Source organism: Roseivirga sp. UBA838, assembly GCF_002296035.1.
GTDB lineage: Bacteria > Bacteroidota > Bacteroidia > Cytophagales > Cyclobacteriaceae > Roseivirga > Roseivirga thermotolerans.
Window position 1 is genome coordinate 198,188 of the sequence record NZ_DBHC01000010.1, and the last position, 23,803, is coordinate 221,990.

The following is a 23,803-nucleotide window of genomic DNA, read 5'->3' on the forward strand; positions in this document are numbered from 1 at the left end:
ACCTTTATATGTGAGCCAGAAGTAGTATACTTGCTACAAATTTTTCAAGGTTGAAACTCAGGTACTATTTAACACCAATGCTCTGTCTGGTGCTAGCTTTTTCTTATGCCCAGAGCCCCATACTATCTACTCTTGCCGAAATACCTCCAACCATCGATGGAGTACTCGATGACGATATCTGGCAAAAAAGTCCCCAGCTAACGGGTTATAAAACCTTTGTGCCCGACTTTGGCAAAGACATGCCCTATAAGACCATTGCTTATATGGCTCACGATGAAGACAACCTCTATTTTGCCTTTAAATGTTTTGACGACCCCAAAGAGATAAAAACATCTATTGCCGCCCGCGATAAAATTGCAGCCGATGATTGGGTGTGCATCAATCTCGACTCCTTCAACAGTGGACAATCGCTTTATGCCATTTATGTGAACCCAAGCGGTATTCAGATGGACACGCGCTTTGCGGCCGGCCGAGAAGATATTGGCCTGGACATAATCTTTTACAGCGCAGCCAAGATTGTGGAAGATGGTTATGTAGTGGAGGCTAAAATTCCGTTTAAGAGCATTCGCTATAAGTCGGTTGACGGCAAAGTAGACATGGGTGTTATTTTTGAAAGAAGGATTAGCCGTTTTTCAACTCAGGGCACCTACCCAGCTCTCGATCCGGCCAAAGGCTTTGCATTTCTTACTCAAATGCTCCCTATTCAATACAACGGTGTAAGAAAAGCCAAGCTTGTGGAGCTATTGCCTGCCGTAACCTATGGAGTAAATCGAAATCATGAGGATGGCGAATACCACCGGGAAGATAATTTTGAGCCCAGCCTTACGGCTAAAATCGGTATCACCTCAGAATTGGTGCTAGATGCCACCATTAACCCCGACTTTAGCCAGGTAGAATCAGACGCTCAACAGGTTGAAGTGAACCAGCGTTTTCCGGTGAACTACCCCGAAAGAAGACCCTTCTTTTTAGAAGGAAATGAAAACTTCAACTTTGCAGGAACTGGTGGCTTTCAACCTATACAAATGGCGGTTAACTCCAGGTCTATCGTAACCCCTAAGTTTGCCACTAAGCTCACCGGAAAAATTGGTGATAAGAACATTATCTCCACCATTTATGCCGTTGATCGGGACGATAGGGTGAACCCTGACATACCCGGGACTGGTGACAATACGGCTGATGTAGCCGTTATGCGCTATATGCGATCACTCACCCAAGATAGCTACATTGGCTTGCTGGGAACCACCAGAATGCAGAATGGCGGAAGCAACAATGTCTATGGTTTCGATGGTCAGTATCGGTTCAAAGAGGCTTACCTGGTTTCAGGACACTACCTGTATTCGGAGACGAATGCTGTTCTGGATGGCGGACACTTGCGCAATGCCGGCTCGGTGTACATAGGCATCAATAAAAACACACGTAGTTTCAATGGCTCGTTGAGCTTGCTAGACATTGGACAGGACTTTGAGTCCGGTGTGGGATATGTGACAAGAACAGGGATCAGCCGAATTACGGCCAGTGCATCGCCCAAAATCTTTCCCAAAGGCGAGGGGCTTATTCAGCGGATAGACCCTGTAGTGTATGCCTCGCTTACTAAAGATAAACCCAGTGGTCTCAACGAGCATGTGTTGTTTGTTCAATTAGCGGCTGTTTTGCCTCGCAATACACGCCTGGCCGTTTCGGCCGACCATTCTTCGGAAATCTATCTGGGAGAAGAGTTTAAAGACGGAAGTATAGGACTCAATGCCAGTTCTCAAATAACCAAACGCATATACTTTAGGCTTAACTACGACTGGGACAATGGTGTTTACTATCCCACAGCCGAACAAGGTTACGGAAAACGAATTGGGGCAACACTCAATGTTCAGGCTTCAGACAAATTCAGCATGGATTTCACGCATCGTTTTGTGTCGCTTTACAGCAAAGCGACCGATGCCAAATACTATGATATCCATATTGCCCGTGGCCGTTTGATTTACCAGATGAACAAATACCTCTTCTTCCGTGGAATTGCCCAATACAACAGCTTGAGTCAGGTGCTTAGCCCGAACTTTCTGGTGAGCTTCACTTACATTCCGGGTACGGTGGTGCACCTGGGCTGGGGCTCAGTCTACGAAAAAGTTCGCTGGGATGGCACCGACTATGTGCCGAATGATCAATACCTCAACACCGCTCAAGGCTTCTTCTTTAAAGCGAGTTATTTGTGGAGGTGGTAAAGTAGTTAAAAGAGTCTCATCTGAGATTCTTTCTTGGGGTAAAAGACACCTATAATTACGAATGGGTTAGTCGCTCTTCTTGTATGCCATTGTTTTGTTGTGCCTAAAAAGAAATAAAGCTCCTTTGTATTAATGAATTCTTCTTCGTATCGCTCTCTTACCTTACTAAGGGCTATGGTTTTGTCACCATTGGCACTTCTTAAGCAGTTCCAATAAAGCTGACCAATTTCCCAGTCTTCTATCATCAGACGACTCGATTTTCCAGAATCATCTGTGAATCGATAGTAGAATTTAAATGGGATTTTGGGTATTAGGATTTCTGGTTCTTTATCCTGAGAAAATAAATCACCCTGCTTTCTAAGCTCCTTCCATTCACTCTTCCATTCAGGGTCATCTTCTTCAATCTCCAATTTGATGACGGTAGTAGGTTTAAATGTTGCAAGTGATTTGTTTTTAGGAGCTTTCGAGTCATTAATCAGCTCTTTAAGATTCGTGTAGACGTTTTTAAGGCACAATGTTTTCCTCAAGGACCAATTTTGCTTGGTATCAATCCATGATGACAGGTTTAAATCTCTGAAGTCATAGTTCTTAGGCGAATAGCTCTCAGGCCTAAAATCATCAGTTCTTCTTTTCAAGTCCAGTTCCATCCAGGTATACTTTGACAGTTTCTGGTCTCCGGACGCTCTTTGTCTCAGAAGGAAAGATAACGGTACAGGGTAAATCCTGATCCATTCTCCATTTTCAAGTATTCCAGCAGTACAGACTAGCTCGTCATAGCTTCTTGATGGTAAGGGGTATGTGGTTACTGTTAATAATATTCTTTTGCGTGTCATTTATAAATTCTTGTACTGTATATCCCATTGAGGTAACTCCTTAAGAGCATTTAGAACTCTTCCTCGGTGACACATACATACTTCTTTCTCGAAGCAGGTAATAGCTACTCTTTTGTACTCCTTGGTTAGTTGGAATAAGTAGTTAATAGATTGCTTATTATTTATTAAAGTAGTGTTTTCATATTCTTCAAACAATTTATTGTAATCTGACATTGACTCAAGGTCTTGACGTTTTTCAGATTCTATGCCTAATTCTGGGATATGTATATACTTAATTCCAATACTTTGACATGCGTTCTTCAGCTGAGATTTGGAGAATCCATATTTCATACTCAATGAGTTCTTTCTTACATCGCAAAGAAGTCGAATATCGTTGATAATTAACTTATTCAAGTATGTTTCCAAACTGATACCCTCATAGCCTATGGTGAAGAATTTGGGCTCACTGAAATTTCTTTTTTGTTTTTCAACAGCCTCCATTTCTGTCTTATTCAGTATCTCCGAGGCAATTTGACTTTTAGACGCGTAGTATGGGTACTTTATATATGTATGCCTAATTAGGTCTCTTTGGGAAAAATTGGAAATCTCTCTTTTCACAAGTCTTATTGCAGATTGATCTTGTTTTTTCAGCTGAGAATAAAAGTTCAATCCCTCATCTGTCAGAACCCAATTGGATGTATTAGCTACTGTTTCTGAGCGAACTAGTTTATACTTAGTTAGTGTAGAGATGTCTTGATTGGCCTGAAAAGAAAAACAGCCGTATTTATAAGGAACAAAGTCAAAGGCTTTTTTCTCCTGATTCCGTGTAATCAAAAAAAGTATTTTCTGGAGGTTTGTATGGTTCAATTTTCCTCCAAATTCCTCTAAAGTTGCTAAGATTAGTTTTCGCCTATAAAACATGTTGCAAAGGTACAATTCAGATTTAGGCTTTCCATATTATTCTAAAATACGGAAAATAAATAAAATCAAGTTAGCTCAAGCTCAACTAATCCTCCCCCAATTCACTGTGGTCTTCTTGAGGGATTTGATATGTCTCAAAATGTTACGGTTCTGGTCTGTGCTGAGGTCTGGATCGGCTTCCAGGATGTCGCTGGCGGCATTGCGGGCTGCCTGGAGTATTTTGGTGTCTTTTGAAATGTCTGCAATCAGTAGGTCCAGCACACCACTTTGCTGGGTGCCCGTAATATCTCCCGGGCCACGGAGCCTGAGGTCTACATCGGCAATCTCAAAACCATTATTGGTTTTCACCATGGTGTCTATGCGGATGCGGGCTTCCTTGCTTAGCTTATAATCCGTCATCAGAATACAGTAAGACTGGTCAGCCCCACGCCCCACACGGCCCCTGAGCTGGTGCAACTGTGCCAAACCGAAACGCTCGGCATTTTCAATCACCATTACAGAGGCATTAGGCACATTTACGCCCACTTCGATCACCGTGGTGGCCACCATAATCTGGGTTTCATGCTTCACAAAGCGCTGCATTTCAAAGTCCTTGTCTTGCGGCTTCATTTTTCCATGCACAATACTGATGTGGTTGTCAGGGAAGGCCCGAGCAATGCTTTCATAGCCATCCATCAGGTCTTTCAGGTCTAGCTTTTCCGATTCTTCAATGAGCGGATACACCACATAGATTTGTCGGCCTTTGGCAATCTCTTTTTTCATAAAGCCAAAAACCGAAAGTCGCTTGCCATCATATTCATGAATGGTCTGGATAGGCTTTCTTCCGGCAGGCAACTCATCGATGATGGATACATCCAGGTCGCCATAAACCGTCATAGCCAGGGTGCGTGGAATGGGAGTGGCCGTCATTACCAGAATATGTGGGAACTGGGTGGCATTCTTGCTCCAGAGCTTGGCCCGTTGTGCTACCCCAAAGCGATGCTGTTCATCGATTATAGCGAGTCCCAGATTTTTAAACTGTACTTTGTCTTCTATCAGGGCATGAGTCCCTACCAGAATTTGCAAAGAACCGTCTTCCAATGCCTCATGAATTTCGCGCCTTTCGGCAGCTTTAGAGGAACCGGTGAGCTTGGCAATTTTGATCCCGAGCAAATCGGCATACTCCTTCAGCCCTTCATAATGCTGATCGGCCAGAATTTCTGTGGGTGCCATCATAGAGGCTTGAGCCCCCGAACCCACTACCAGTAGCATGCAGATAAAAGCCACAATGGTTTTGCCTGAACCCACATCGCCCTGAAGCAGTCGGTTCATTTGTCTGCCCGATTTCATGTCCTGGTAAATCTCTCGGATCACCCTCTTTTGTGCATTGGTCAAGTCGAAAGGCAGATGCTTGTTGTAGAACTCTGTGAGCAGGGAAGAGTCGTTAAAAACCTGCCCCTTAAACTTATCGATTCGGGTCACCTTCATTTTCAGCAGTTTGAGCTGGATGAAGAAGAACTCCTCGAATTTCAACCTAAACTGCGCTTTTTGAAGTAGCTCGGAGTTAGAGGGAAAATGAATGTGCCAAAGCGCAAACTTTTTTTCAATCAGCCCAAACTGGCTCAGCAAGCTTTCGGGGAGTGTTTCATAAATATGGGGTTCGGCCTGAACCATTACCTGCCGGATCATCTTGGAGATGGCCTTGGAGTCTATGTATTTGGCCTTGAGTTTTTCGGAGCTATGATAGACCGGTTGTAAGTAAGCGGCTTTTTCGTTTTGCGTGGTTAGCACTTCAATTTCGGGATGGGCAATGTTTACCTTACGGCCATAGACGGTTGGCTTGCCAAATACAACGTAGTCTACACCCAGTTTTAGTTTTTTAGCCACCCACTGAATGCCTTTAAACCAAACCAACTCAAGGCTATCCGTTTGGTCTTCGAAGCGCGCTACGAGTCTTTTTTTTCTCCCTTCTCCAACGGTTTCCATTTTGGTGATGCGCCCTTTGATCTGTACAAAGGGCATGTCGGCATGCACGCTTTCTATGGAATGGAATTGGGTACGGTCTTCATAGCGAAAAGGATAGTGCTGAATCAGGTCGGCATAAGTGAAGATGCCCAGCTCTTTGCCGATGAGTGCAGCCTTTTGTGGTCCCACTCCTTTCAGAAACTCTATGCTCGTATCGAAAAATGAAGGCATCGGATGAAATTAATAGAGTTTGTGTTTACAAAGGTGTTCAATAAGAATTTTTTGAACATATAAATGTTGTACTCAGCTGTTCAGTCTGTATTCGGAAGCCATTCCACAAACACTGGCCGAAGTATTGACAAAGGTTATGGTTTTACAGAATACTTTTTACCGGGAAAAAGAGAATAGGCGGAATAATCAATATTTCCACTCAAAGCTATTGAGCAGGTGGATCATGTCTTTTTTTATAAATTCAATGATGGGAGCCAGTGAGTCGTTTTGTGTGGCGGTGTTAAAGTAAAGTGCTCCTCTAAAGAAATGATGCGTGCTGTCTGAAGTAAAAAATTGAAACTGTGTAGGTACTTCTCCTTCCAGTTCAGTTACACTCGCAATTTGGCCATTAGGAATACGGATGAGGCTCTCTTCAATACCATAGGCCTTCACATTGTGCTTCATAGCCAGTTCAAAGGCTTCGTTGAGAAGCACTTCCGGCTTATTGTTAGGGTCTATAAGATTTTTATAGGTGATTTGTACCAGGGCATCGAACTGCGGGTAGGTAAGGTTAATCCAATAGCGCTCGGCATGTTTAGAGTCATCTTCGGACAATTGAGAATGTGCCGAGTACTGGAACCGATAGGGGAAGGTGTCAGGTAGTATTTGGTAAGCGGGTTCGGGAAGGTCTATTCGATTATAACCTTTGGGTTTGGGCAGGTACACTTCTTTGCACGAACTCACCAGGCCGAGTAATAAAATACAGATGAACAGAGGGTAATTCTTCTTCACTAAGTCTGTGGTCTAATTAATACCCTAACGCGTTTAATACGCCTTAAGTCTACGGCAACAATGGTAAATAAAAACCGGCCAAACTCAATTTTTTCTCCGGCCCGAGGCATTTTGCTGCTTATTTCAAGAAGCAGCCCTCCGAGCGATTCACTTTCGCCCTTTACGGAGTCGAACTCGGATGGTTCTACCCCAATAATTTTGCAAAAGTCATTGAGCGATGTTTTTCCTTCAAAGACGAAGGTGGAGTTATCGAGTTTATTGAAGGCAATATCTTCATCATCGAACTCATCGTTGATTTCGCCAACTATTTCTTCGATAATATCTTCCAGGGTAATAAGGCCCGAAGTTCCTCCATATTCATCCACCACAATGGCCATGTGTACCCGCTGTTCCTGAAAATCTTTGAGTAGAGCATCTACCTTTTTGTTTTCCGGCACAAAGAAGCCCGGCCGAAGTAAGGTTTGCCAGGCAAAAGTATCGTCCTTGTCTATGTGAGAGATGAGGTCCTTGATATAAAGTACCCCTTCTATTTTATCGATGGTTTCTTTATAGGCAGGAATTCTGGAATAGCCGCTTTTATTGATTTTATCCATTAGCTCATGGAAATCCAGCTCCACATCTACGGCTGTTATATCCATGCGCGATTTCATAACCTGCCTTACCGACAGTGTACTGAAGTTTACGATTCCCTTTAAAATACCTTTTTCTTCTTCGGTAGTGTCATCGCCAGTAGTTATTTCAAGAGCTTGGTTAAGCTCATCTACCGTAATGTTTCTGCCTTTCTTTTCCACATTGCGCTCAATAAGGTTGGTTACAGAAATGAGTAGCCAGCTAAAAGGACGGAGTAGCCGCTCCAGGGCGAGTAGAGGTTTGGCGGTGGTTTTGGCAAATTTTACATTGTGTTGGTTAGCGAAGTTTTTAGGCACTACCTCGCCAAAAAAGAGAATAACAAAGGTAACCACTGCCGAAAGCACCACTACTACTTTGCCTTCAGTGGTTTTAGAACCTACCAAAGACCAGGTAAAAAACGTAGATAGGGTAACTATGGCAATATTTACCATATTGTTCATGATCAATATGGTAGCCAGCAGGTGGCGTTTTCTTTCCAGTAGCCTCAGAATGGCCTGGCCCGATGGGCTCGATTCCTTCTCGAAATCGGCCAGCTGGTTGCTATCGAGTGAAAAAAAGGCCACCTCAGAGCCTGATATCATTGCCGACAGAAAAATGAGCACAACAAAAGCCACTACATTAATGGCAATGTAGGGCGAGCTTAATTCGGCAATTTGAAGAAGAAGTGCTAAACTCGGTTCAGGGTCTTCAGGTATGTCCAAAATATTAATTTTAGTCCCAACTTAGAACGGCAGATCGTCCGTGTCGTCTTCCGGTATGTTAGATACAGGGCTTTCGGCCATATTGTCTCCACCATTACCGGTGCCTGATGAGCTGCCATCGGGTCTTCCACCCAACAAAGTCATTTCTCGTCCAACAACTTCTGTAGTGTATCTTTTGTTCCCATCCTGGTCGTCCCAAGAGCGGGTGGTCAACTTACCTTCAATATACACCTGGTTGCCCTTTTTCAAAAACTTCTCAGCAATTTCAGCCAGAGGAGTCCACAACACAATGTTGTGCCATTCGGTATTGGTTACGCGTTCACCTTGTTTGTTTTTGTAGGTTTCACTGGTTGCCAGCGAAAAATTGGCAACAGCCCGGCCATTATCTAAATGCCTTACTTCAGGGTCTTTGCCCAAATTACCTACCAATATTACTTTATTTACGCCTGCCATCTATTAATTATTTTAAGAACGAATTGAATGAAAGTAACTAATACATCTCGCTTTTCAAATAGTTCTGTATTAGAATGGGCTTTGGTAAATCCTGAACTTCACTCAGGGAATAGGCCTGTAAATTCAATTCTTGTTGTATAGAGACAAAGGTATTTAAATCATTGACCCGAAGCCTAAAAAATCGTGCGAAAATCTCCCGGTGCGACAGTAAATGCCTGACAGGCGAAGAGACCGACTGAACATGAATGTGATCGATTAGGGGTATATGTTTAAGGCACTCTTCGGTTTTTTGCTGGGTTTTGCTCTCTTTCAGGTAAAACTGATAAAGTCCTTGCCATATGTCTTTGCCCAGTCGTTTGTGCATAAGTATTTGCTGTCCATGTTCAAACATGAAATAATCGAAATAGAGCTTTTTGACCTTTGTTTTTCTACTCTTTACCGGCAGCTTTTCTACTTCTCCGTGCTGCTGAGCAAAGCAAATTGTGTGGAGCGGGCAGGTATCGCATGCCGGGTTTTTGGGTGTACATTGCGTAGCGCCAAAGTCCATAATGGCCTGGTTATACTCGGCAGCATTGTTGGCCGGAATCAACTCATTGGCTAGTTGTTCAAATATTTTGAGTGTTTTGGATTCACTAATGTCATTGTACAAGCCAAACACTCGGGCCAGTACCCGGTATACGTTGCCGTCTACCACGGCCGTGGGCTTGTTGAAGGCCAGCGAGGCAATGGCTGCCGCAGTATATCGGCCAATGCCTTTTAGTCTGAGTAGTTCATCGAACGTATCGGGAAAACACCCATGGTACTGCTCCACAATGGTTTGAGCGCAGGCATGCAAGTTTCTTGCTCGGGAATAATACCCCAAGCCCTGCCATAGCCTGAGTACTTCTTGTTCCGGGGCTTTGGCCAGAAGCTCTACTGTTGGATAACGCTCAATGAAGGCGAGGTAGTAGGGCATTCCCTGGTTCACCCGGGTTTGTTGTAAAATTATTTCCGAGAGCCAAATTTTGTAAGGGTCCCGGGTCTCTCTCCATGGTAAATCGCGCTTTTGATGACCGTACCACCTAATTAATTGATTTACAAATATTTCTCTTTCCAACTTGTTTGCTTCTTTACCCCTACTCCCCTTTTCAGAATTTTTCAGGAATACTTTTTATTATTGACCCCGAACCCTTAATTTTGCAGGCCAAAATAACTGGGAATAAGTTTTTTATAAAATTTTATCAACTTAAATAAGAATACAGTGACTAAAGCAGATGTTATCAATCAGATTGCAGACAAGACCGGGATAGACAGATCTGATGTTACTACAACTGTTGAGACTCTTTTTGCTGTGGTGAAAGACTCGATGGCCGAAGGGGAGAACATTTACGTAAGGGGGTTTGGAAGTTTTGTGAACAAAAAGAGAGCAAAGAAGATTGCCAGAAATATTTCTAAAAATACAGCAATTGTAATTGACGAACATTTTGTGCCTAGCTTTAAGCCTTCTAAGGTGTTCGTAGAGCAGGTAAAAACAAGTGCCAAGGTAAAGGCGGCTAATAGCTAATTTTAGCCTTTTGGCTATATGAAAAAGAATCAGGTAAGTCTCATCATCATTGCTATAGCGGCCATAGTTGGTCTCTACAGCCTGCCTCGAGTGGTAGTTGACAATGACAATGAGGCTTCTGCTGAGTTTATTGATGAGTCTACTCCGGGAGGAGTTATCGACCATAGCTCGGCAATCCCTGAAGAAATACAACCTAAGATTGACTACTGGAAAAGTCAATTATTTGCAAATGGCAACATACAGCCTAATAATGAAGCTCTCGATTCATTAATGGCTGTTTTTCAGCAAATCAACCAGTACGACAGTGCTGCTTATTTTGCTAACACCTTTGCAGAGAGGTTCAATTCAACAGAACACTGGCGAAAGGCCGGTGATGCTTATTTCGAGGCATTTACCTATGCCATTAATGAGCAAAAAACTAGTTTATTGGGAAATAAGGCAAGAGAAGCTTACCAGATCGTATTAGAGGCTCAGCCAGACAACTTAGATGTAAAGCACAATGTTGCGCTTACCTATGTGGCCGGTCCGAGCCCAATGCAGGGTATTATGATGCTGAGAGAAATTATAGAAGAAGATCCCAGCAACGAAAAAGCCCTCATGAGCATGGGAAGAATGTCGATCAACACAGGTCAGTTTGAAAACGGCATCGAGCGTTTCCAGTCTCTGGTGCAATATTATCCCAACCATATTGAAGGAAACTTCTTTTTGGGCGTGTGTTATTTCGAAGCCGGACAAATGGTGAAGGCTCGGACACAGTTCGAAAAAATAAAAACATTAGATGCTAGTGAGCAGATTCTGACCGCTGCGAATGAGTATCTGCAGAGAATCAAGTAAAAACATTAAAACATTAAGATTATGCCTTGCGGTAAAAAAAGAAAAAGACATAAGATTGCTACTCACAAAAGAAAGAAGAGGCTAAGAAAGAACAGACATAAGAAGAAGTAAGGGATTACCTTACCTGCACTTATTTATTGTTCTGATTTTTAACACTAACCTCTACTACCTTGAGTAATGAATTAATCATTAATTCAACTCAGAATGGTAGTCGTATAGCCCTTCTAAAGGAGAAAAGTTTAGTTGAGTTCCATCATGATAATGATGAGAACAAATTTAAAGTCGGAGATATTTATCTGGGAACGGTTAAGAAAATCGTTCCCGGTCTAAATGCCGCGTTCATTGATATTGGGTACGAAAAGGACGCTTTTCTGCACTACCTTGATTTAGGTCCGCAGATTAAGTCGTTGAACAAGTACACCAAGCAGGCGCTTTCAAACAAGCATGCCTCCGGATCATTGGCCAATTTTAAAGGCGAGCCGGATATCAATAAACTTGGTAAAATGAATCAGGTGCTGACTAAAGGTCAGCAAATACTGGTTCAGATTGTCAAAGAACCAATTTCCACCAAAGGGCCTCGACTAACATGTGAGTTGTCGATAGCTGGGCGCTATATGGTTTTAGTGCCCTTTTCCAATGCCATCAATATTTCTAAAAAAATTACTGATGGTGAGGAACGCAAACGCCTATTGCGTTTGATCTCTTCTATTAAACCAGAAAACTTTGGCTGTATAATTCGCACCGTAGCCAAAGGAAAGAACGTAACCGAACTAGACAAGGACTTAAGAAATCTTGAAGAAACCTGGAAACAGGGCATCAAGAAACTGCACAGCACCAAGCCTCGCGAAAAAGTGATTGGTGAAATGAGCCGTGCTTCTTCCTTGTTGAGGGATATTTTGAATGAATCTTTTGATAGCCTGGTAACAGACGACAAGGAGATTCATGATGAAATAAAGGAGTACATCCGAAAGATTGCTCCCGACAAAGAAAAGATTGTAAAACTCTATACCGGCAAAGCCAAAATCTTTGAGGCTTTTGGAATAGAGAAGCAACTCAAGTCTTTGTTTGGTAAGTCAGTGAGCCTTCCGCGCGGAGGATACTTAATTATTGAGCATACCGAAGCCCTACACGTAATTGACGTAAACAGTGGCAATAAGTCTAATGCAGGCGAAGATCAGGAGTCTACGGCTTTGGCCGTAAACCTTGAAGCGGCTAAGGAAATTGCCCGACAGCTTAGGCTTAGGGACATGGGAGGTATCATTGTGATTGACTTCATTGACATGCGAAAGCCCGAAAATAAAAAGAAGCTTTACGCAGAAATGAAGGAGGTTATGAAGTCTGACAGGGCAAAGAATACCATTTTGCCGCTCACTAAGTTTGGGCTCATGCAAATAACCCGTCAGAGGGTTAGGCCGGAACTCAACATTACAACAAGAGAGGCTTGCCCAACCTGTAATGGAACCGGCTCGGTAAGTGCTACCATCTTGGTGTCCGACCTAATTGAAAAGAACCTGGAGTATTTGCTCACCACTCAAAACGAAAAGAGTGTAACCATTGCATTACATCCTTTCCTCCATGCATACTTCACCAAAGGGGTGTTTTCCAAACGCTGGCAATGGTATAGAAAATACCACACCTGGGTAAAACTGGAAAAGGACAGCTCTTTAGGTCTCAACCAGTATGTTTTTTACAACAAGTTGGGAGAAGAGATTGAATTGAAAGCCTAAGCTTTAGGCTAGTTTAAGGATAAAATAAAACCCCGATCTTTTCAGGTCGGGGTTTTTTATGTCTCTTTATCCGGGGGTTAAAACTTAATGCCAAACTCAATAGCAATCAGGCTGTTTTTAACCTTCAGATCGTCTAAGGAGTTGCTCTGTTCTTTTACCTGGTTGATGAAGCCAATGTTGTAATTGATTGAGGCAAAGAGGCTGGTTTGTACTCCAATAGCTCTTTCTACACCTCCTCCAAAATTTCCGTTAATGTCGAAGTGCTGAAATTCCGTGATAAGGTTTATATTCTCGGTTTTGTTATTGGTGTTTAACCGCACTTCGGGGATAACCCCAAAATTGAAAAACAGCTTGGTGTCTAACAAAACCTCATTGGTATAGAGCTTAATAAGTGCAGGTAGCTGAATGTATTCGTGATCATATTCGGCACTGGTAGGTGTGCCACCAAAATAAGCTGCATCGGTGGCCGTTACTTTAGTGTTGCGGCTGGCATAGTTTATCCCTGTATGAAAGTAGTAATTGTCTTTGAAGGGAATATCTACAAAAGCGCCTATCAGAAACTTCACCGTGGAGCCATTTCTTTCAAAAGTGGTCGAATTGCCATCGGTACTTGCTCTAACATAGGACACCGTTGGTGCCAGCTTCACCCCAATTCTGTAATCCTCAATTTGTGCCGTTACTTTTTGACTCAAAAATAAGGCGATCAGTGCAGTGAAAACGTATTTTTTCATGTGGGATAAAATAAATGAATAGTTTTGTCTTTTAAAAAGTGAGTATGTCTAAACCGTGGTTTTTTTTACTATTTGTGCTGTTGTTAGCCGCATGTTCCAACGATGATTGTAGCGAAAATGTTGACTACTCGGCAGTAGATATTGACCTTGCTTTTGAAGACCTCACCCATGCCATTTATGGTATTGAAAGCCGGGAAGAGCTGGTGAGCTTTTTTGAGGAGAACCCGGTAGTACGCGATTACTTTTTTGGCTTTGGCGATTTAATACCAAAGCAGAATTTTTTAAACGAAGTGCTACGATTCACCCAGGTGCCAAAAGTGAAGGCCATATTTAAGGCCCCTGACTTTGAACGCTTCCAGGAGCTGCTCGATCAGAATCGTGATGTCCGTGAATACCTCACTTATGAATACTTGATGGCCAATAAGCAAAAAAGCCTGGAAGATATCTATGAATTGCTTAAGGGCTCTCGGCTGGAAGATCTGACCAATACGGAGGCTATTGACCAGTATCTGGAATCTAACCCTGAGGAATACGAATACTTTAAATTTGTCTTTGGTTTTCAGACCCCTGAAGATTTACTCAACGAAAACTTTGAGCTGCTACAAAACCCTTACGTAGACACACTCTACCAAGAAACCCTGGCACTAATTAGTGCCCAGGAAGTGGCCTACGAGTTAGATCAGGCCTTTGGAAGACTTAAGGGCATATACCCTGATTTTAGTGCTCCCAAAGTACAGGCGGTATACTCAGCTTTTGGAAAAGACCTATTTTTGTCAGACTCGCTCATTGTAATTGGCTTAGATTATTACCTGGGAGAAGAAGCCTCTTACCGACCCAACATATACGACTATATTCTCAACCGCATGAGCCCCGACCATTTGGTTCCTCAGCTTATGCAGTTTATGTCGCTTCGCTACAACAAGACAAAACAGGACAGCCGAACTGTTTTAGATGAAATGATCTACTACGGCAAGGCCATGGCTTTTGCCAAACAAATGTTGCCGTGCGTTAATGACAGCCTAATTATTGGCTATTCACGTCAACAACTGGCCGATGCCACAGTGAGTGAAGCGTTAATCTGGTCGCACTTCGTAGAGGAGAGGCTCCTCTATAGTGAAGACCCTACTGCCATTACCCGATATATTGACGAGCGTCCAAGCGTATTAGAGATAGATAAGCGATGTCCTGGCCGAATTGGCCAATGGCTGGGCTGGCAAATTGTAAATGCCTATATGAAAGAAACGGGGGCAGATTTTAAAGAGCTGATGGCTGAAACAGATGCACAGAAAATACTTATGCAGTCAAAATATAGACCTCGCTCTCGCTAGCCTTCAAGTGGTTCTCGTTACTCAAAACCTTGGTGAGCTTTTCAACTTGTAGTTTTTTAGAGTACAGCTTTTCTGCTATTTGTCGGGCATTGTTCTTATACTGTTCCAACAGCTCTTTCTTCTCTATGAACGGCATTAGTTTGACAAGAAATTCTTCGGGCTTTTCCGGGTGTGCATAAAACCCACACTCATACTGCTCTACAAGGTCTTTGGTCCACCCGGCAGAGTTTACAATCGTGAGTTTGCCCGAAGCAAGACTATCAAACATTTTGTTGGGGCTGTTCGTACCCAACACGGGTATATTGGCAAAACACACATAAGTGGCGTCTGTAATGTTCAGTATTCTTCTAACCCCCTCTTTGTTTTGATGACCAATAAACTCCACATTGGAGAGCTTTCTCAAATAGGCCGTAAGCTTTATTTTACTCAACTGGGATCCCTGACCAACTACCTTAAAGCCTATGTTAAGGTCTTTTTTCTTACAAAGTGCAGCCACATCGAGCAAATACTCTAAATGGTTGGTAACACCGATGCTACCAATGTAAGTGATAATAAAAGGTTCTCGGGCATGATAAAATTCGGCCAGCTTAGGATCCTTTTCTTCCTTTCTAAAAAACTGACAGTCGGCCATATTGGGAATAAGAAACACTTCTTTTTCCGGTACAGTCTTTACAATCCAGTCGCGCATGCCGGGCGATAGAGCCACAATTTTATCTGCTCCGGTATATATTCTCTTTTCTAGCCTGTATAAGTAGCTTTTGAGTACAATGCCTCGAATAGCGCCTAATTCAATAGGCGCTGTTGGCCATAAGTCGCGTACCTCAAAAATGTATGGAATACCCCTCTTTTTTTTAAGCCACAGGCCAATAAGGCCTACTGTTAAAGGAGTGCTGGTAATATAGGCCTTGTCAATACTGTTAATGCTTTTAGCGTAGCGCTTGGCCAGCTTCACAAACTTGAGAAATGCCCAAATTCGTTTCAGAAAGCCCATTTCGTTAGCATAGCGCACAGGTAAATAGTGTACGGTTATACCGTCAACCTCTGTTCGGGTGTAAATAGCCTCATTGTGGCTGGTGAGCATTTCTACTTCATAACCATTTTCAACCAGGCCTTTCGCCAGATAATAAGAGCGAATGGCTCCCCCTTCAAGAGGAGTTTTAAAGTATTGGTGAATGTATAAAATGCGTTGAGCCACTAAATGTCAATTCGTTCTGCTTTCGATCCAATCAGCTTTTTTAACCTTTTAATTCCCAAAACGAGTATTCAACCTAAACTCTCCATGCCTGTCTGCCGACAAGCCGACTTTGAGCTGGGGCAAAAATCTCGCTTGTCGAAGGGCTTGATCAAAAGAATTAAACACTATCCTAAACTTACGAAAAATTGCTATCGCAAAATGTTTTCCTTCTTCTCGAAGTAACGGCAAAAGTGAGTGAGGTGGCACTCGTCACATTTGGGCTTCCGAGCCAGGCAGGTATACCTTCCATGTAAAATGAGCCAATGATGAGCCAGTGGTATTACCTCCTTGTCTAAGTGTTTTACCAGTTGTTTTTCAACGGCAAGAGGAGTAGAGGCGTTTTGGTTTACAAGCCCAAGTCGTTTTGAAACTCGAAACACGTGCGTATCGACCGCCATGGAAGGTTGGTTCCAGATGACCGAAGTAATTACGTTGGCTGTTTTTCTTCCAACTCCGGGTAGTTTCTGAAGATCTTCAATGGTGCTGGGTATTTGTGAATCGAATTGCTCTACCAGCATCTTGCCCAGCCCGAGCAAGTGCTTTGTTTTATTGTTGGGGTAAGAAACAGACTTAATGTAAGGAAAGAGTTCATCGAAACTGGAAGCCGCCAGGTGTTCCGGAGTAGGAAAATCGGCAAACAGCTTAGGGGTAACCATATTTATACGCTTATCGGTGCATTGGGCCGATAAAACAACAGCAACCAGTAATTCAAACGGGTTGCTGTAGTTCAATTCAGTTTCAGCCTGTGGCTGATTTTCTTTAAAGTAAGTTACAAATGCCTCGTACCTTTCTTTCCTTGTCATTCCGCTAAAATAAGCTATTCAACGGAATGAAGGTGGAATGATTTGGAATAACTGGTAATAGCATCAATAGCTTTGTCAGAAGGTGTTTTCATGGCACTGTCTAATTCAGACACAATGTCTAACATGCCCTGAAAGTTTTGAGCTAACTCATCATCGAAAAGCATAGCGCTTAGTATTTCAGCATTTTCCTCCTCAGAGGTTTCTTGATAAATGTAACGTACTAGGTCATCTTGGGTAAAGGTTTTGATCATAGGCAACATTCTTTTTGTCCATCTTTTTTCTCAGGTTTATGAGAGCATAGCGCATACGACCCAAAGCAGTATTGATGCTAACCCCTGTGGAGTCGGCAATTTCCTGAAAGCTCATTTGCATATAATGCCTCATCATTAAAACCTCACGCTGAGCATCGGGCAATTCTTTAATCAAATCGCGTAGCAAAGCATGAGTATCTTGTTTTATCTGTTTAGACTCCATAGAGTCTTCTGAAAATTCCAATGTGTTGAACACGCTACTGCCATCTTCCATGACTATGGTTGGGTAACGTTTTGCTTTTCGGAAGTTATCAATCGCCAAGTTGTGGGCTATTCGGGTTACCCAGGGGAGAAACTTTCCCTCCTCGTTGTACCGGCCACTTTTGACCGTTTTAACCACCTTAACAAATACCTCTTGCATAAGGTCTTCTGCCAAATACTGATCCTTTACGATCAGATAAATAGTGGTGTAAATCTTTTTCTTGTGACGATTGACCAGCGTAGAAAATGCCTCTTCGTTACCATTTTTATACTGCGATATTAGTTGGCTATCGCTTACAGTATATTTCCTCATGTTCTTAATGTTAGGTTAACGTAGAGGTTTATATCATATTGTGCTGGTTAGGGTTAGACATTAATTACTTAGAACTAAACTCAAATGTATTAAAAGTTAAAAACAAAGCAAATTCGTTAACTAGTTCTTTCGTTTTATTTTTACAACTGAGAAAATTCTGTGCGCCAAATTATCCTCAATGATTGTGCCAGAACACCTTTATTAAATTCGGAATAAAGAGTCGGCCATTGAGCAACATTTAAGTTGCTGGCTCTGTTATCTTTGCAATCTCATGTCTACAACAACTGCTTTAGCCCAAACCCCTATCGACCAGCTCGATCCCAAAGAGTTCATTGTCATAAAGGGAGCAAGAGTAAATAATCTCAAAAACCTAAGTGTAGCCATTCCAAGAAACAAGCTGGTAGTGGTTACCGGTCTTTCGGGGTCCGGAAAATCGTCTTTGGCCTTCGATACTCTTTTTGCGGAAGGTCAACGCATGTATGTGGAAAGTTTGAGTAGTTATGCTCGCCAGTTTTTGGGGAGAATGGAGAAGCCCGAGGTAGATTATATTAAAGGTGTTTCTCCGGCAATTGCCATAGAGCAAAAAGTAAGTAGCAGAAACCCTAGGTCTACCGTAGGAACAACCACCGAAATTTACGATTACCTTAAACTGCTTTTTGCACGTATTGGCAAGACTATTTCGCCCATTAGTGGGCAGGAGGTTCAGCGCGATAGCGTAACCAGTATAGTAGAGTTTATCCTTTCCAAAGAGGAGGGTACCAGGCTCATGATTCTTTGCCCCCTTATTACCAAAGAAGAAAGAACCTTAGAAGAAGAGCTCAATATTCTACTTCAAAAGGGATACACCAGAGTAATATATTCCGGTGAACCACGATTTATTGAAGAATTGCTCGAAAAACCGGACCAGCTTATTGAAAATGAGATTGAAATACTCATAGACAGAGGAATCGTTCAGCACGATGAAGATTCACAGTTCCGTTTCAGTGACTCAGTTCAAACCGCACTGTTCGAAGGCCAGGGAGATTGTATCATTGAAATTCCCGGAGATAAGCGATATGCCTTCTCCGATCGGTTTGAAGCTGATGGTATGTTGTTCGAAGAGCCGAGTGTCAACCTCTTTACCTTCAATAACCCTTATGGGGCCTGCAAGCGCTGCGAAGGGTTTGGAAAGATTTTGGGCATTGACCCAGACTTGGTAATTCCCGATAAAACACTTTCTGTTTTCGAAGGAGCCATTGCCCCCTGGCGAAGTGAAACCATGAAAAAGTGGCTTCAGCCATTGCTAAAGCATGGAATAGAATTTGACTTTCCGATTCACCGAAGCTACAATGAGCTTACAGAAGCCGAACAAGAGTTGCTTTGGACAGGTAATAAATACTTCAAAGGGCTCAACAAGTTCTTCGATTATCTCGAATCGAAGACCCATAAAATCCAATACCGGGTTATGCTTTCCAGGTACAGGGGAAGAACGGATTGTCCGGAATGTAAAGGAACCCGATTGCGCGGAGATGCAGCCTATGTAAAGGTTGGCGGCAAGTCTATCACTGATTTGGTGTTGCTGCCCATAGAACGTGTGGCTCTATTCTTTAATGAGCTAAGCCTTACGGCTCATGAACAGAAAGTTGCCGGAAGACTCATAAAAGAGATTGTTAACCGGGTAGACTACCTGCAAAGGGTAGGTCTTGGTTACCTCACACTGAACAGGCTAACAAATACCCTTTCAGGAGGGGAGTTTCAGCGCATAAAATTGGCTACATCGCTTGGCAGTGCTTTAGTGGGCTCAATGTATATCCTCGATGAGCCGAGCATAGGGTTACATCCGCGAGATACCGACAGGCTAATATCTGTACTTAAATCATTGAGGGATTTAGGCAATACGGTAGTGGTGGTTGAACATGAAGAAAAGGTGATGCAGGCGGCCGATCAGATAATTGATATTGGCCCCAATGCCGGATCGAACGGAGGGGAGCTGGTTTTTCAGGGCTCGCTCAATGAACTGATGGAGCATGCAAATACTCATACGGCTCGCTTTCTCAATGGTACAGACCGTATGGAAATACCTGGGCAACGTAGAAGATGGAACGACAAATTACTGATAAAAGGAGCCCGAGAGAATAACCTTAAAAACATAGATGTAGAAATACCTCTGGGTGTGCTTACTGTGGTTACGGGGGTGAGTGGTTCCGGAAAGTCTACCCTTATTAAGCGAATATTATACCCTGCACTGGGAAAAATGCTGGGTACTGTGGGCGAACAAACCGGTAAAATGGAAAGCCTGGAGGGAAGTCTAAAGAAAGTAACCCAAATAGAATTTGTAGACCAAAACCCCATTGGTAAATCGTCAAGATCAAACCCGGTTACCTATGTGAAGGCCTACGATGCCATTAGGCAGTTATTTACAGATCAGCCTCTGGCGAAACAAAGAAACTACAAGCCGGCTTTCTTTTCGTTCAATGTAGACGGGGGGCGTTGTGAAACCTGTCAGGGTGAAGGTGTTGTGAAGATTGAAATGCAGTTTATGGCCGATATTCACCTAACCTGCGAAAGTTGCAAGGGGCAACGTTTCAAGCAAGAAATCTTAGAAGTGAAGTACCACGAAAAGAGTATTGCTGAGGTGTTAGACATGACCATAGATGATGCCATGGAGTTTTTTAAGAATGAGAAATCGATCATCAATAAACTGGCTCCTTTGCAAGAGGTGGGTTTGGGTTATATAAGGTTGGGGCAGTCTTCCAATTCACTCAGTGGTGGAGAAGCTCAGCGTGTAAAGCTGGCTTATTTTCTGGGTAAAGGAAAGGGAACCAGTAAAGACCATGTTCTCTTTATTTTCGATGAACCCACCACCGGGCTACACTTCCACGATATCAGTAAACTCATGCATTCCATCAATGCCCTTATAGAGCAGGGCAATTCAGTATTAATTATTGAACACAACACAGAGGTGATTAAGTGTGCCGACTGGATTATTGATCTGGGGCCTGAAGGGGGAGAATTGGGAGGTCGTGTTTGCTTTGCCGGCACGCCTGAAGATATGCTGGCCATAAAAGACGAAAACCACACCGCCAGGTACCTGGCCGAGGTTTTGTAGTTTATTTTGGAATTTTGCAGGTGTTTTCTACCTAAGTTCAGGCAGGCCTTTTTTTGCCTGACCTCCTCATAAGAACCCCAAAAATATTGGCTGAAATAATGAGCCCGGCACCAATAAGCTTTGAGCTACTCATTTCTTCATTGAGAAAGAGATAACTGGTGAACATGGCAATGGGCGAGCCTAAATAAAATATAAGGCTCGTATTGGTGGGCGGTAACATGGTAGAGGCCCTTAGCCACAAGGTGTGCGCCACTACTGTGCAGATTACACCCAGAATGGCCAAATAGATCCAATCGATTTGGGTTAAGTTCCAGTTTGTTTTTGCAGAAAAAAGAAGAAAAACCAACATGGCAAAGGTGTACTGACCGAAGGCTCTGCTCATGGAGTCGATGTGCTGATGCCTTTGTTGTACAAAGGGAAGTATGGCAAAAAACAATGCGCTGCATAGTCCTATGAGAATGCCGGCAGTTACATCGTTTTGAAGGTCAAAGTCGGGAATAATCAAGAAAATGCCCACTACGGCAATCATTACAGCCGCAACATCGGTTAACCGTGGCTTCACCCCTTTAATTAACCAGTTAAGGTATATCATATGTACTCCAAAAGAAGAGACACTTAAAATGGCCATCGATGGGGTCGACATTTTTACACTGATGAAATAAGTGACCCAGTGAGCACCAAACAGTAAGCCTATCCATAACAAGGCCCTCCATTCTTTTAAGTTCAACTTCTTTAGGTTGGAGTGTCGGGCAAGGAAATAGAGAAACACAATGCCTATAGATAGCCTCACCACCCCAATGGTAAAGGCATTGGCGCTAACCTCTTTAATAAATACCGGAGTGATGCCAAAAATGAAAACAGCGATCAGCCCTTCAACGTAGTAGCGTGGATTCACAGGGCGAATTTAGCGCATTGAAGCCGATAAATTTCTGCCTACTTTCTTTTAGGGCACTTAAATACCTGGTGATTGAAATATTCGCCAGTGGTTAAAGCACTCTAAAGGTGGAGAAAGGGAATAAGGCTCCCGGCTTAAAAGCAGGCGGCAAGTCTCTGAAATAGAAAAGGCAGTAAGGCTTATTCTTTAATTAGCCCCTTTCTTTTGAGAATGGTTTCTATGAATTTAATCTCGTTTTGAGTTTTGAAGACGTTTAGTGGAAATAGCATTAATTGGGCTTTATTAACCACTAGCACAATCTGATTTTTATCGATCCAGGCCCGCTTTATTTGCTCCCATTTCATAGGCATTCCCTGCTTGCTATTTAGTTTGATCAGAATTTGACGGCTGTCAATTTCATAAGAGAGCTTTTCGAAAAGCATTTTGCTTTGCTCTAGCTGGGTGACACCGGCAAACTGAATTACCCAGAAAAGCACATAAAGGGTGAGGGCAATAAGGGCACCAATCCACCACCAGTTAGAAGGAACCACAAAGGTCATGGCCGAAATAGCCAAGGCAATAAGTATAACCCACCACTGATCTTTGAGTACATTTTTTAGGCCAGCGCGCATATAGGCCTTTTTATCGAGCGCGTATTTCTTTGTCTTAACTATCATTATTTGGTCCTTTTATACACAGTGTCGAAAAAGGAACACAAACATAATGATCAAAACTAAGGCTTCAATCAATAGAACTAAAAAATTACGCTTACCCTTTGCCAATGCTTATTCTGCTTTAAGACTTATGTCTAAACTCTTTATGGAGTGTGTTAAAGCTCCAACGGAAATAAAGTCTACTCCGGTTTCTGCTACCGGGCGAATGGACGATTCAGTAATTCCACCGGATGCCTCTGTCTCTGAGCGTCCGTCAATGTATTTCACGGCCTCTGTCATTTCTTCAACCGACATATTGTCCAGCATAATTCGATCTACTCCACCAACGGCTACTGCTTCTTTCACTTCTTGCAGGTTTCGTGTTTCCACCTCGATTTTCAGGTTGAGATTTTGGCTTTTCAGGTAGTTTTGAGTGGCACGAACGGCCTGGGTTATTCCTCCTGCAAAATCAATGTGGTTGTCTTTGAGCATAATCATGTCATACAAACCATACCTGTGGTTTACTCCTCCGCCAATGAGTACCGCCCATTTTTCCAGCATCCTCATGTTTGGAGTTGTTTTTCTCGTGTCGAGAAGGTTAGCTCCAGTGCCCGCTATCAGCGAATTTAATTGAGCTGTTTTGGTGGCAATGCCACTCATGCGTTGCATGCAGTTTAAAAGCAGGCGTTCTCCGGAGAGTATAGCCTGAACTTTTCCTTGCAAGCGCATAATTACATCGCCTTTGGCCACTTGCTGACCGTCTTTGGCCAACATTTCAATGTGCATGTTTGGGTCTAACTTTCGAAAAACAAGCGGAGCCAATTCCATACCGGCAATTACTCCGGCCTCTTTCACAAGCAGGTAGGCCGATTGTTCGCTGCTGGCAGGAATGCAAGAGAGTGTAGAATGATCACCATCTCCAAGATCTTCGCTTAGTGCGCGGGTTATAAAATCATCGAGCAGGGCATCGGTCACATAAGGAGGTCTCATGCAACAAAGGTAGCTAAAAGCACTTATCGTTCTTTGGTAAATTCCAAACGGTATACTTTGTAGATGTCTTTGAACTTTTTGGCTCGAATAACTACTCTGTGGCTCCCTCCTGAAGAAGTATAGGTGCCAATGGCATAAATGATGCCTCCGGAAGAGTTATTACCATCGTGAATAAACTCAAAGCCTTTTGAAGGGTATTGCTGAAAGAATTGCTTTAGCATTATTTCAGCCTGATTGACACTGTATTCTTTGCGATCACCATCCAGTTTAATTTCTACCTTCTCATGGAGGTGCTTGGTGAGTTCCTTAGAACTGCTGGCTTTTAGAGCCCCTTCTACTTTACTGATAATAGACTCTTCCTGCGCCAGAAGTGGTAGCGAAAGCGAAAGCATCAGTATTACTACAGTGTGTTTTAGATAGGTCTTCATGTCTTTTGAACTTACTCCTATGATGCCAAAATAATGCCAGATATCATAGGTTGGTTCTTTAGAACGATC

General features: G+C 42.9%; 22 protein-coding genes. 6 read left to right on the top strand and 16 right to left on the bottom strand.

Annotation, left to right across the window (positions count from 1 at the left end; all coding sequences use genetic code 11):
• The first annotated feature begins 77 nt into the window (after positions 1-77).
• Entirely contained in the window at positions 78-2,213 is a 2,136-nt protein-coding gene (locus B3O12_RS03660) for a carbohydrate binding family 9 domain-containing protein (RefSeq protein ID WP_286755339.1), read from the top strand.
• A gap of 5 nt (positions 2,214-2,218) precedes the next feature.
• On the opposite strand, the gene B3O12_RS03665 is transcribed toward B3O12_RS03660, so the two are convergent.
• The 7 genes from B3O12_RS03665 to mutY form a co-directional block, all read right to left on the bottom strand.
• Positions 2,219-3,046 carry a hypothetical protein gene (locus B3O12_RS03665; protein WP_286742734.1) on the bottom strand — a complete coding sequence of 276 codons (828 nt, stop codon included), beginning with the start codon at positions 3,044-3,046 and terminating at the stop codon, positions 2,219-2,221.
• On the bottom strand, positions 3,047-3,946 hold the full coding sequence (locus B3O12_RS03670; protein ID WP_286742736.1) for a DUF488 family protein: 900 nt from the start codon (positions 3,944-3,946) through the stop codon (positions 3,047-3,049).
• An 81-nt stretch (positions 3,947-4,027) separates the two neighbouring features.
• Entirely contained in the window at positions 4,028-6,121 is a 2,094-nt protein-coding gene (gene recG / locus B3O12_RS03675; protein ID WP_286755340.1) for an ATP-dependent DNA helicase RecG, read from the bottom strand.
• Between the two features lie 186 nt (positions 6,122-6,307).
• Positions 6,308-6,892: a gliding motility lipoprotein GldD gene (gene gldD / locus B3O12_RS03680; RefSeq protein ID WP_286742741.1), complete on the bottom strand. Its 585-nt coding sequence runs from the start codon at positions 6,890-6,892 to the stop codon at positions 6,308-6,310.
• On the bottom strand, positions 6,892-8,223 hold the full coding sequence (gene gldE, locus B3O12_RS03685; protein ID WP_189628911.1) for a gliding motility-associated protein GldE: 1,332 nt from the start codon (positions 8,221-8,223) through the stop codon (positions 6,892-6,894). The genes gldD and gldE overlap by 1 nt, the downstream gene beginning before the upstream one ends.
• Positions 8,224-8,244: 21 nt before the next feature.
• On the bottom strand, positions 8,245-8,676 hold the full coding sequence (locus tag B3O12_RS03690; protein ID WP_189628912.1) for a single-stranded DNA-binding protein: 432 nt from the start codon (positions 8,674-8,676) through the stop codon (positions 8,245-8,247).
• A gap of 37 nt (positions 8,677-8,713) precedes the next feature.
• Complete coding sequence (mutY, locus tag B3O12_RS03695; RefSeq protein WP_286755341.1) at positions 8,714-9,772, bottom strand: A/G-specific adenine glycosylase; 1,059 nt, start codon at positions 9,770-9,772, stop codon at positions 8,714-8,716.
• Positions 9,773-9,916: 144 nt separating this feature from the next.
• Here mutY and B3O12_RS03700 point away from each other — a divergent pair, with 144 nt between their 5' ends.
• The 3 genes from B3O12_RS03700 (at position 9,917) to B3O12_RS03710 (ending at position 12,780) form a co-directional block, all read left to right on the top strand.
• Positions 9,917-10,219: an HU family DNA-binding protein gene (locus B3O12_RS03700; RefSeq protein WP_189628914.1), complete on the top strand. Its 303-nt coding sequence runs from the start codon at positions 9,917-9,919 to the stop codon at positions 10,217-10,219.
• 18 nt (positions 10,220-10,237) lie between these two features.
• Positions 10,238-11,053 carry a tetratricopeptide repeat protein gene (locus B3O12_RS03705; RefSeq protein ID WP_286742751.1) on the top strand — a complete coding sequence of 272 codons (816 nt, stop codon included), beginning with the start codon at positions 10,238-10,240 and terminating at the stop codon, positions 11,051-11,053.
• Between the two features lie 170 nt (positions 11,054-11,223).
• Complete coding sequence (locus B3O12_RS03710; protein WP_189628916.1) at positions 11,224-12,780, top strand: Rne/Rng family ribonuclease; 1,557 nt, start codon at positions 11,224-11,226, stop codon at positions 12,778-12,780.
• 77 nt (positions 12,781-12,857) lie between these two features.
• On the opposite strand, the gene B3O12_RS03715 is transcribed toward B3O12_RS03710, so the two are convergent.
• Positions 12,858-13,511: an outer membrane beta-barrel protein gene (locus tag B3O12_RS03715; protein WP_189628917.1), complete on the bottom strand. Its 654-nt coding sequence runs from the start codon at positions 13,509-13,511 to the stop codon at positions 12,858-12,860.
• 44 nt (positions 13,512-13,555) lie between these two features.
• Between B3O12_RS03715 and B3O12_RS03720 the strand changes: the two genes are divergently transcribed.
• Positions 13,556-14,839, top strand: coding sequence for a hypothetical protein (locus tag B3O12_RS03720; protein WP_189628918.1), 1,284 nt, complete (start codon positions 13,556-13,558; stop codon positions 14,837-14,839).
• Here B3O12_RS03720 and B3O12_RS03725 read toward each other — a convergent pair.
• The 4 genes from B3O12_RS03725 to B3O12_RS03740 all read right to left on the bottom strand — a co-directional run bounded on the left by B3O12_RS03725 (position 14,805) and on the right by B3O12_RS03740 (position 17,701).
• Entirely contained in the window at positions 14,805-16,034 is a 1,230-nt protein-coding gene (locus B3O12_RS03725) for a glycosyltransferase family 4 protein (RefSeq protein WP_286742756.1), read from the bottom strand. The genes B3O12_RS03720 and B3O12_RS03725 overlap by 35 nt on opposite strands.
• A gap of 188 nt (positions 16,035-16,222) precedes the next feature.
• The gene (gene nth / locus B3O12_RS03730) at positions 16,223-16,876 is read right to left on the bottom strand and encodes an endonuclease III (RefSeq protein WP_189628920.1); all 654 of its coding nucleotides are present in this window, start codon (positions 16,874-16,876) and stop codon (positions 16,223-16,225) included.
• Positions 16,877-16,890: 14 nt separating this feature from the next.
• Positions 16,891-17,127: a hypothetical protein gene (locus B3O12_RS03735; protein WP_189628921.1), complete on the bottom strand. Its 237-nt coding sequence runs from the start codon at positions 17,125-17,127 to the stop codon at positions 16,891-16,893.
• Entirely contained in the window at positions 17,102-17,701 is a 600-nt protein-coding gene (locus B3O12_RS03740) for an RNA polymerase sigma factor (RefSeq protein ID WP_189628922.1), read from the bottom strand. Before B3O12_RS03740 ends, B3O12_RS03735 begins: the two co-directional genes overlap by 26 nt.
• Positions 17,702-17,972: 271 nt before the next feature.
• Here B3O12_RS03740 and uvrA point away from each other — a divergent pair, with 271 nt between their 5' ends.
• Complete coding sequence (uvrA, locus tag B3O12_RS03745; protein WP_286755342.1) at positions 17,973-20,789, top strand: excinuclease ABC subunit UvrA; 2,817 nt, start codon at positions 17,973-17,975, stop codon at positions 20,787-20,789.
• Positions 20,790-20,826: 37 nt separating this feature from the next.
• Here the strand turns inward: uvrA and B3O12_RS03750 are convergent, their stop codons facing one another.
• The 4 genes from B3O12_RS03750 to B3O12_RS03765 form a co-directional block, all read right to left on the bottom strand.
• On the bottom strand, positions 20,827-21,684 hold the full coding sequence (locus B3O12_RS03750; RefSeq protein ID WP_286755343.1) for a DMT family transporter: 858 nt from the start codon (positions 21,682-21,684) through the stop codon (positions 20,827-20,829).
• Positions 21,685-21,863: 179 nt separating this feature from the next.
• Positions 21,864-22,340 (bottom strand): YcxB family protein, encoded by a 477-nt coding sequence (locus B3O12_RS03755; RefSeq protein ID WP_189628925.1) that lies wholly within the window; start codon positions 22,338-22,340, stop codon positions 21,864-21,866.
• 108 nt (positions 22,341-22,448) lie between these two features.
• Positions 22,449-23,306 (bottom strand): carboxylating nicotinate-nucleotide diphosphorylase, encoded by an 858-nt coding sequence (nadC, locus tag B3O12_RS03760; protein ID WP_189628926.1) that lies wholly within the window; start codon positions 23,304-23,306, stop codon positions 22,449-22,451.
• Positions 23,307-23,329: 23 nt separating this feature from the next.
• A complete protein-coding gene (locus tag B3O12_RS03765; protein ID WP_189628927.1) occupies positions 23,330-23,734 on the bottom strand; it encodes a DUF4783 domain-containing protein in 405 nt (134 codons plus the stop codon).
• Positions 23,735-23,803 lie beyond the last annotated feature (69 nt).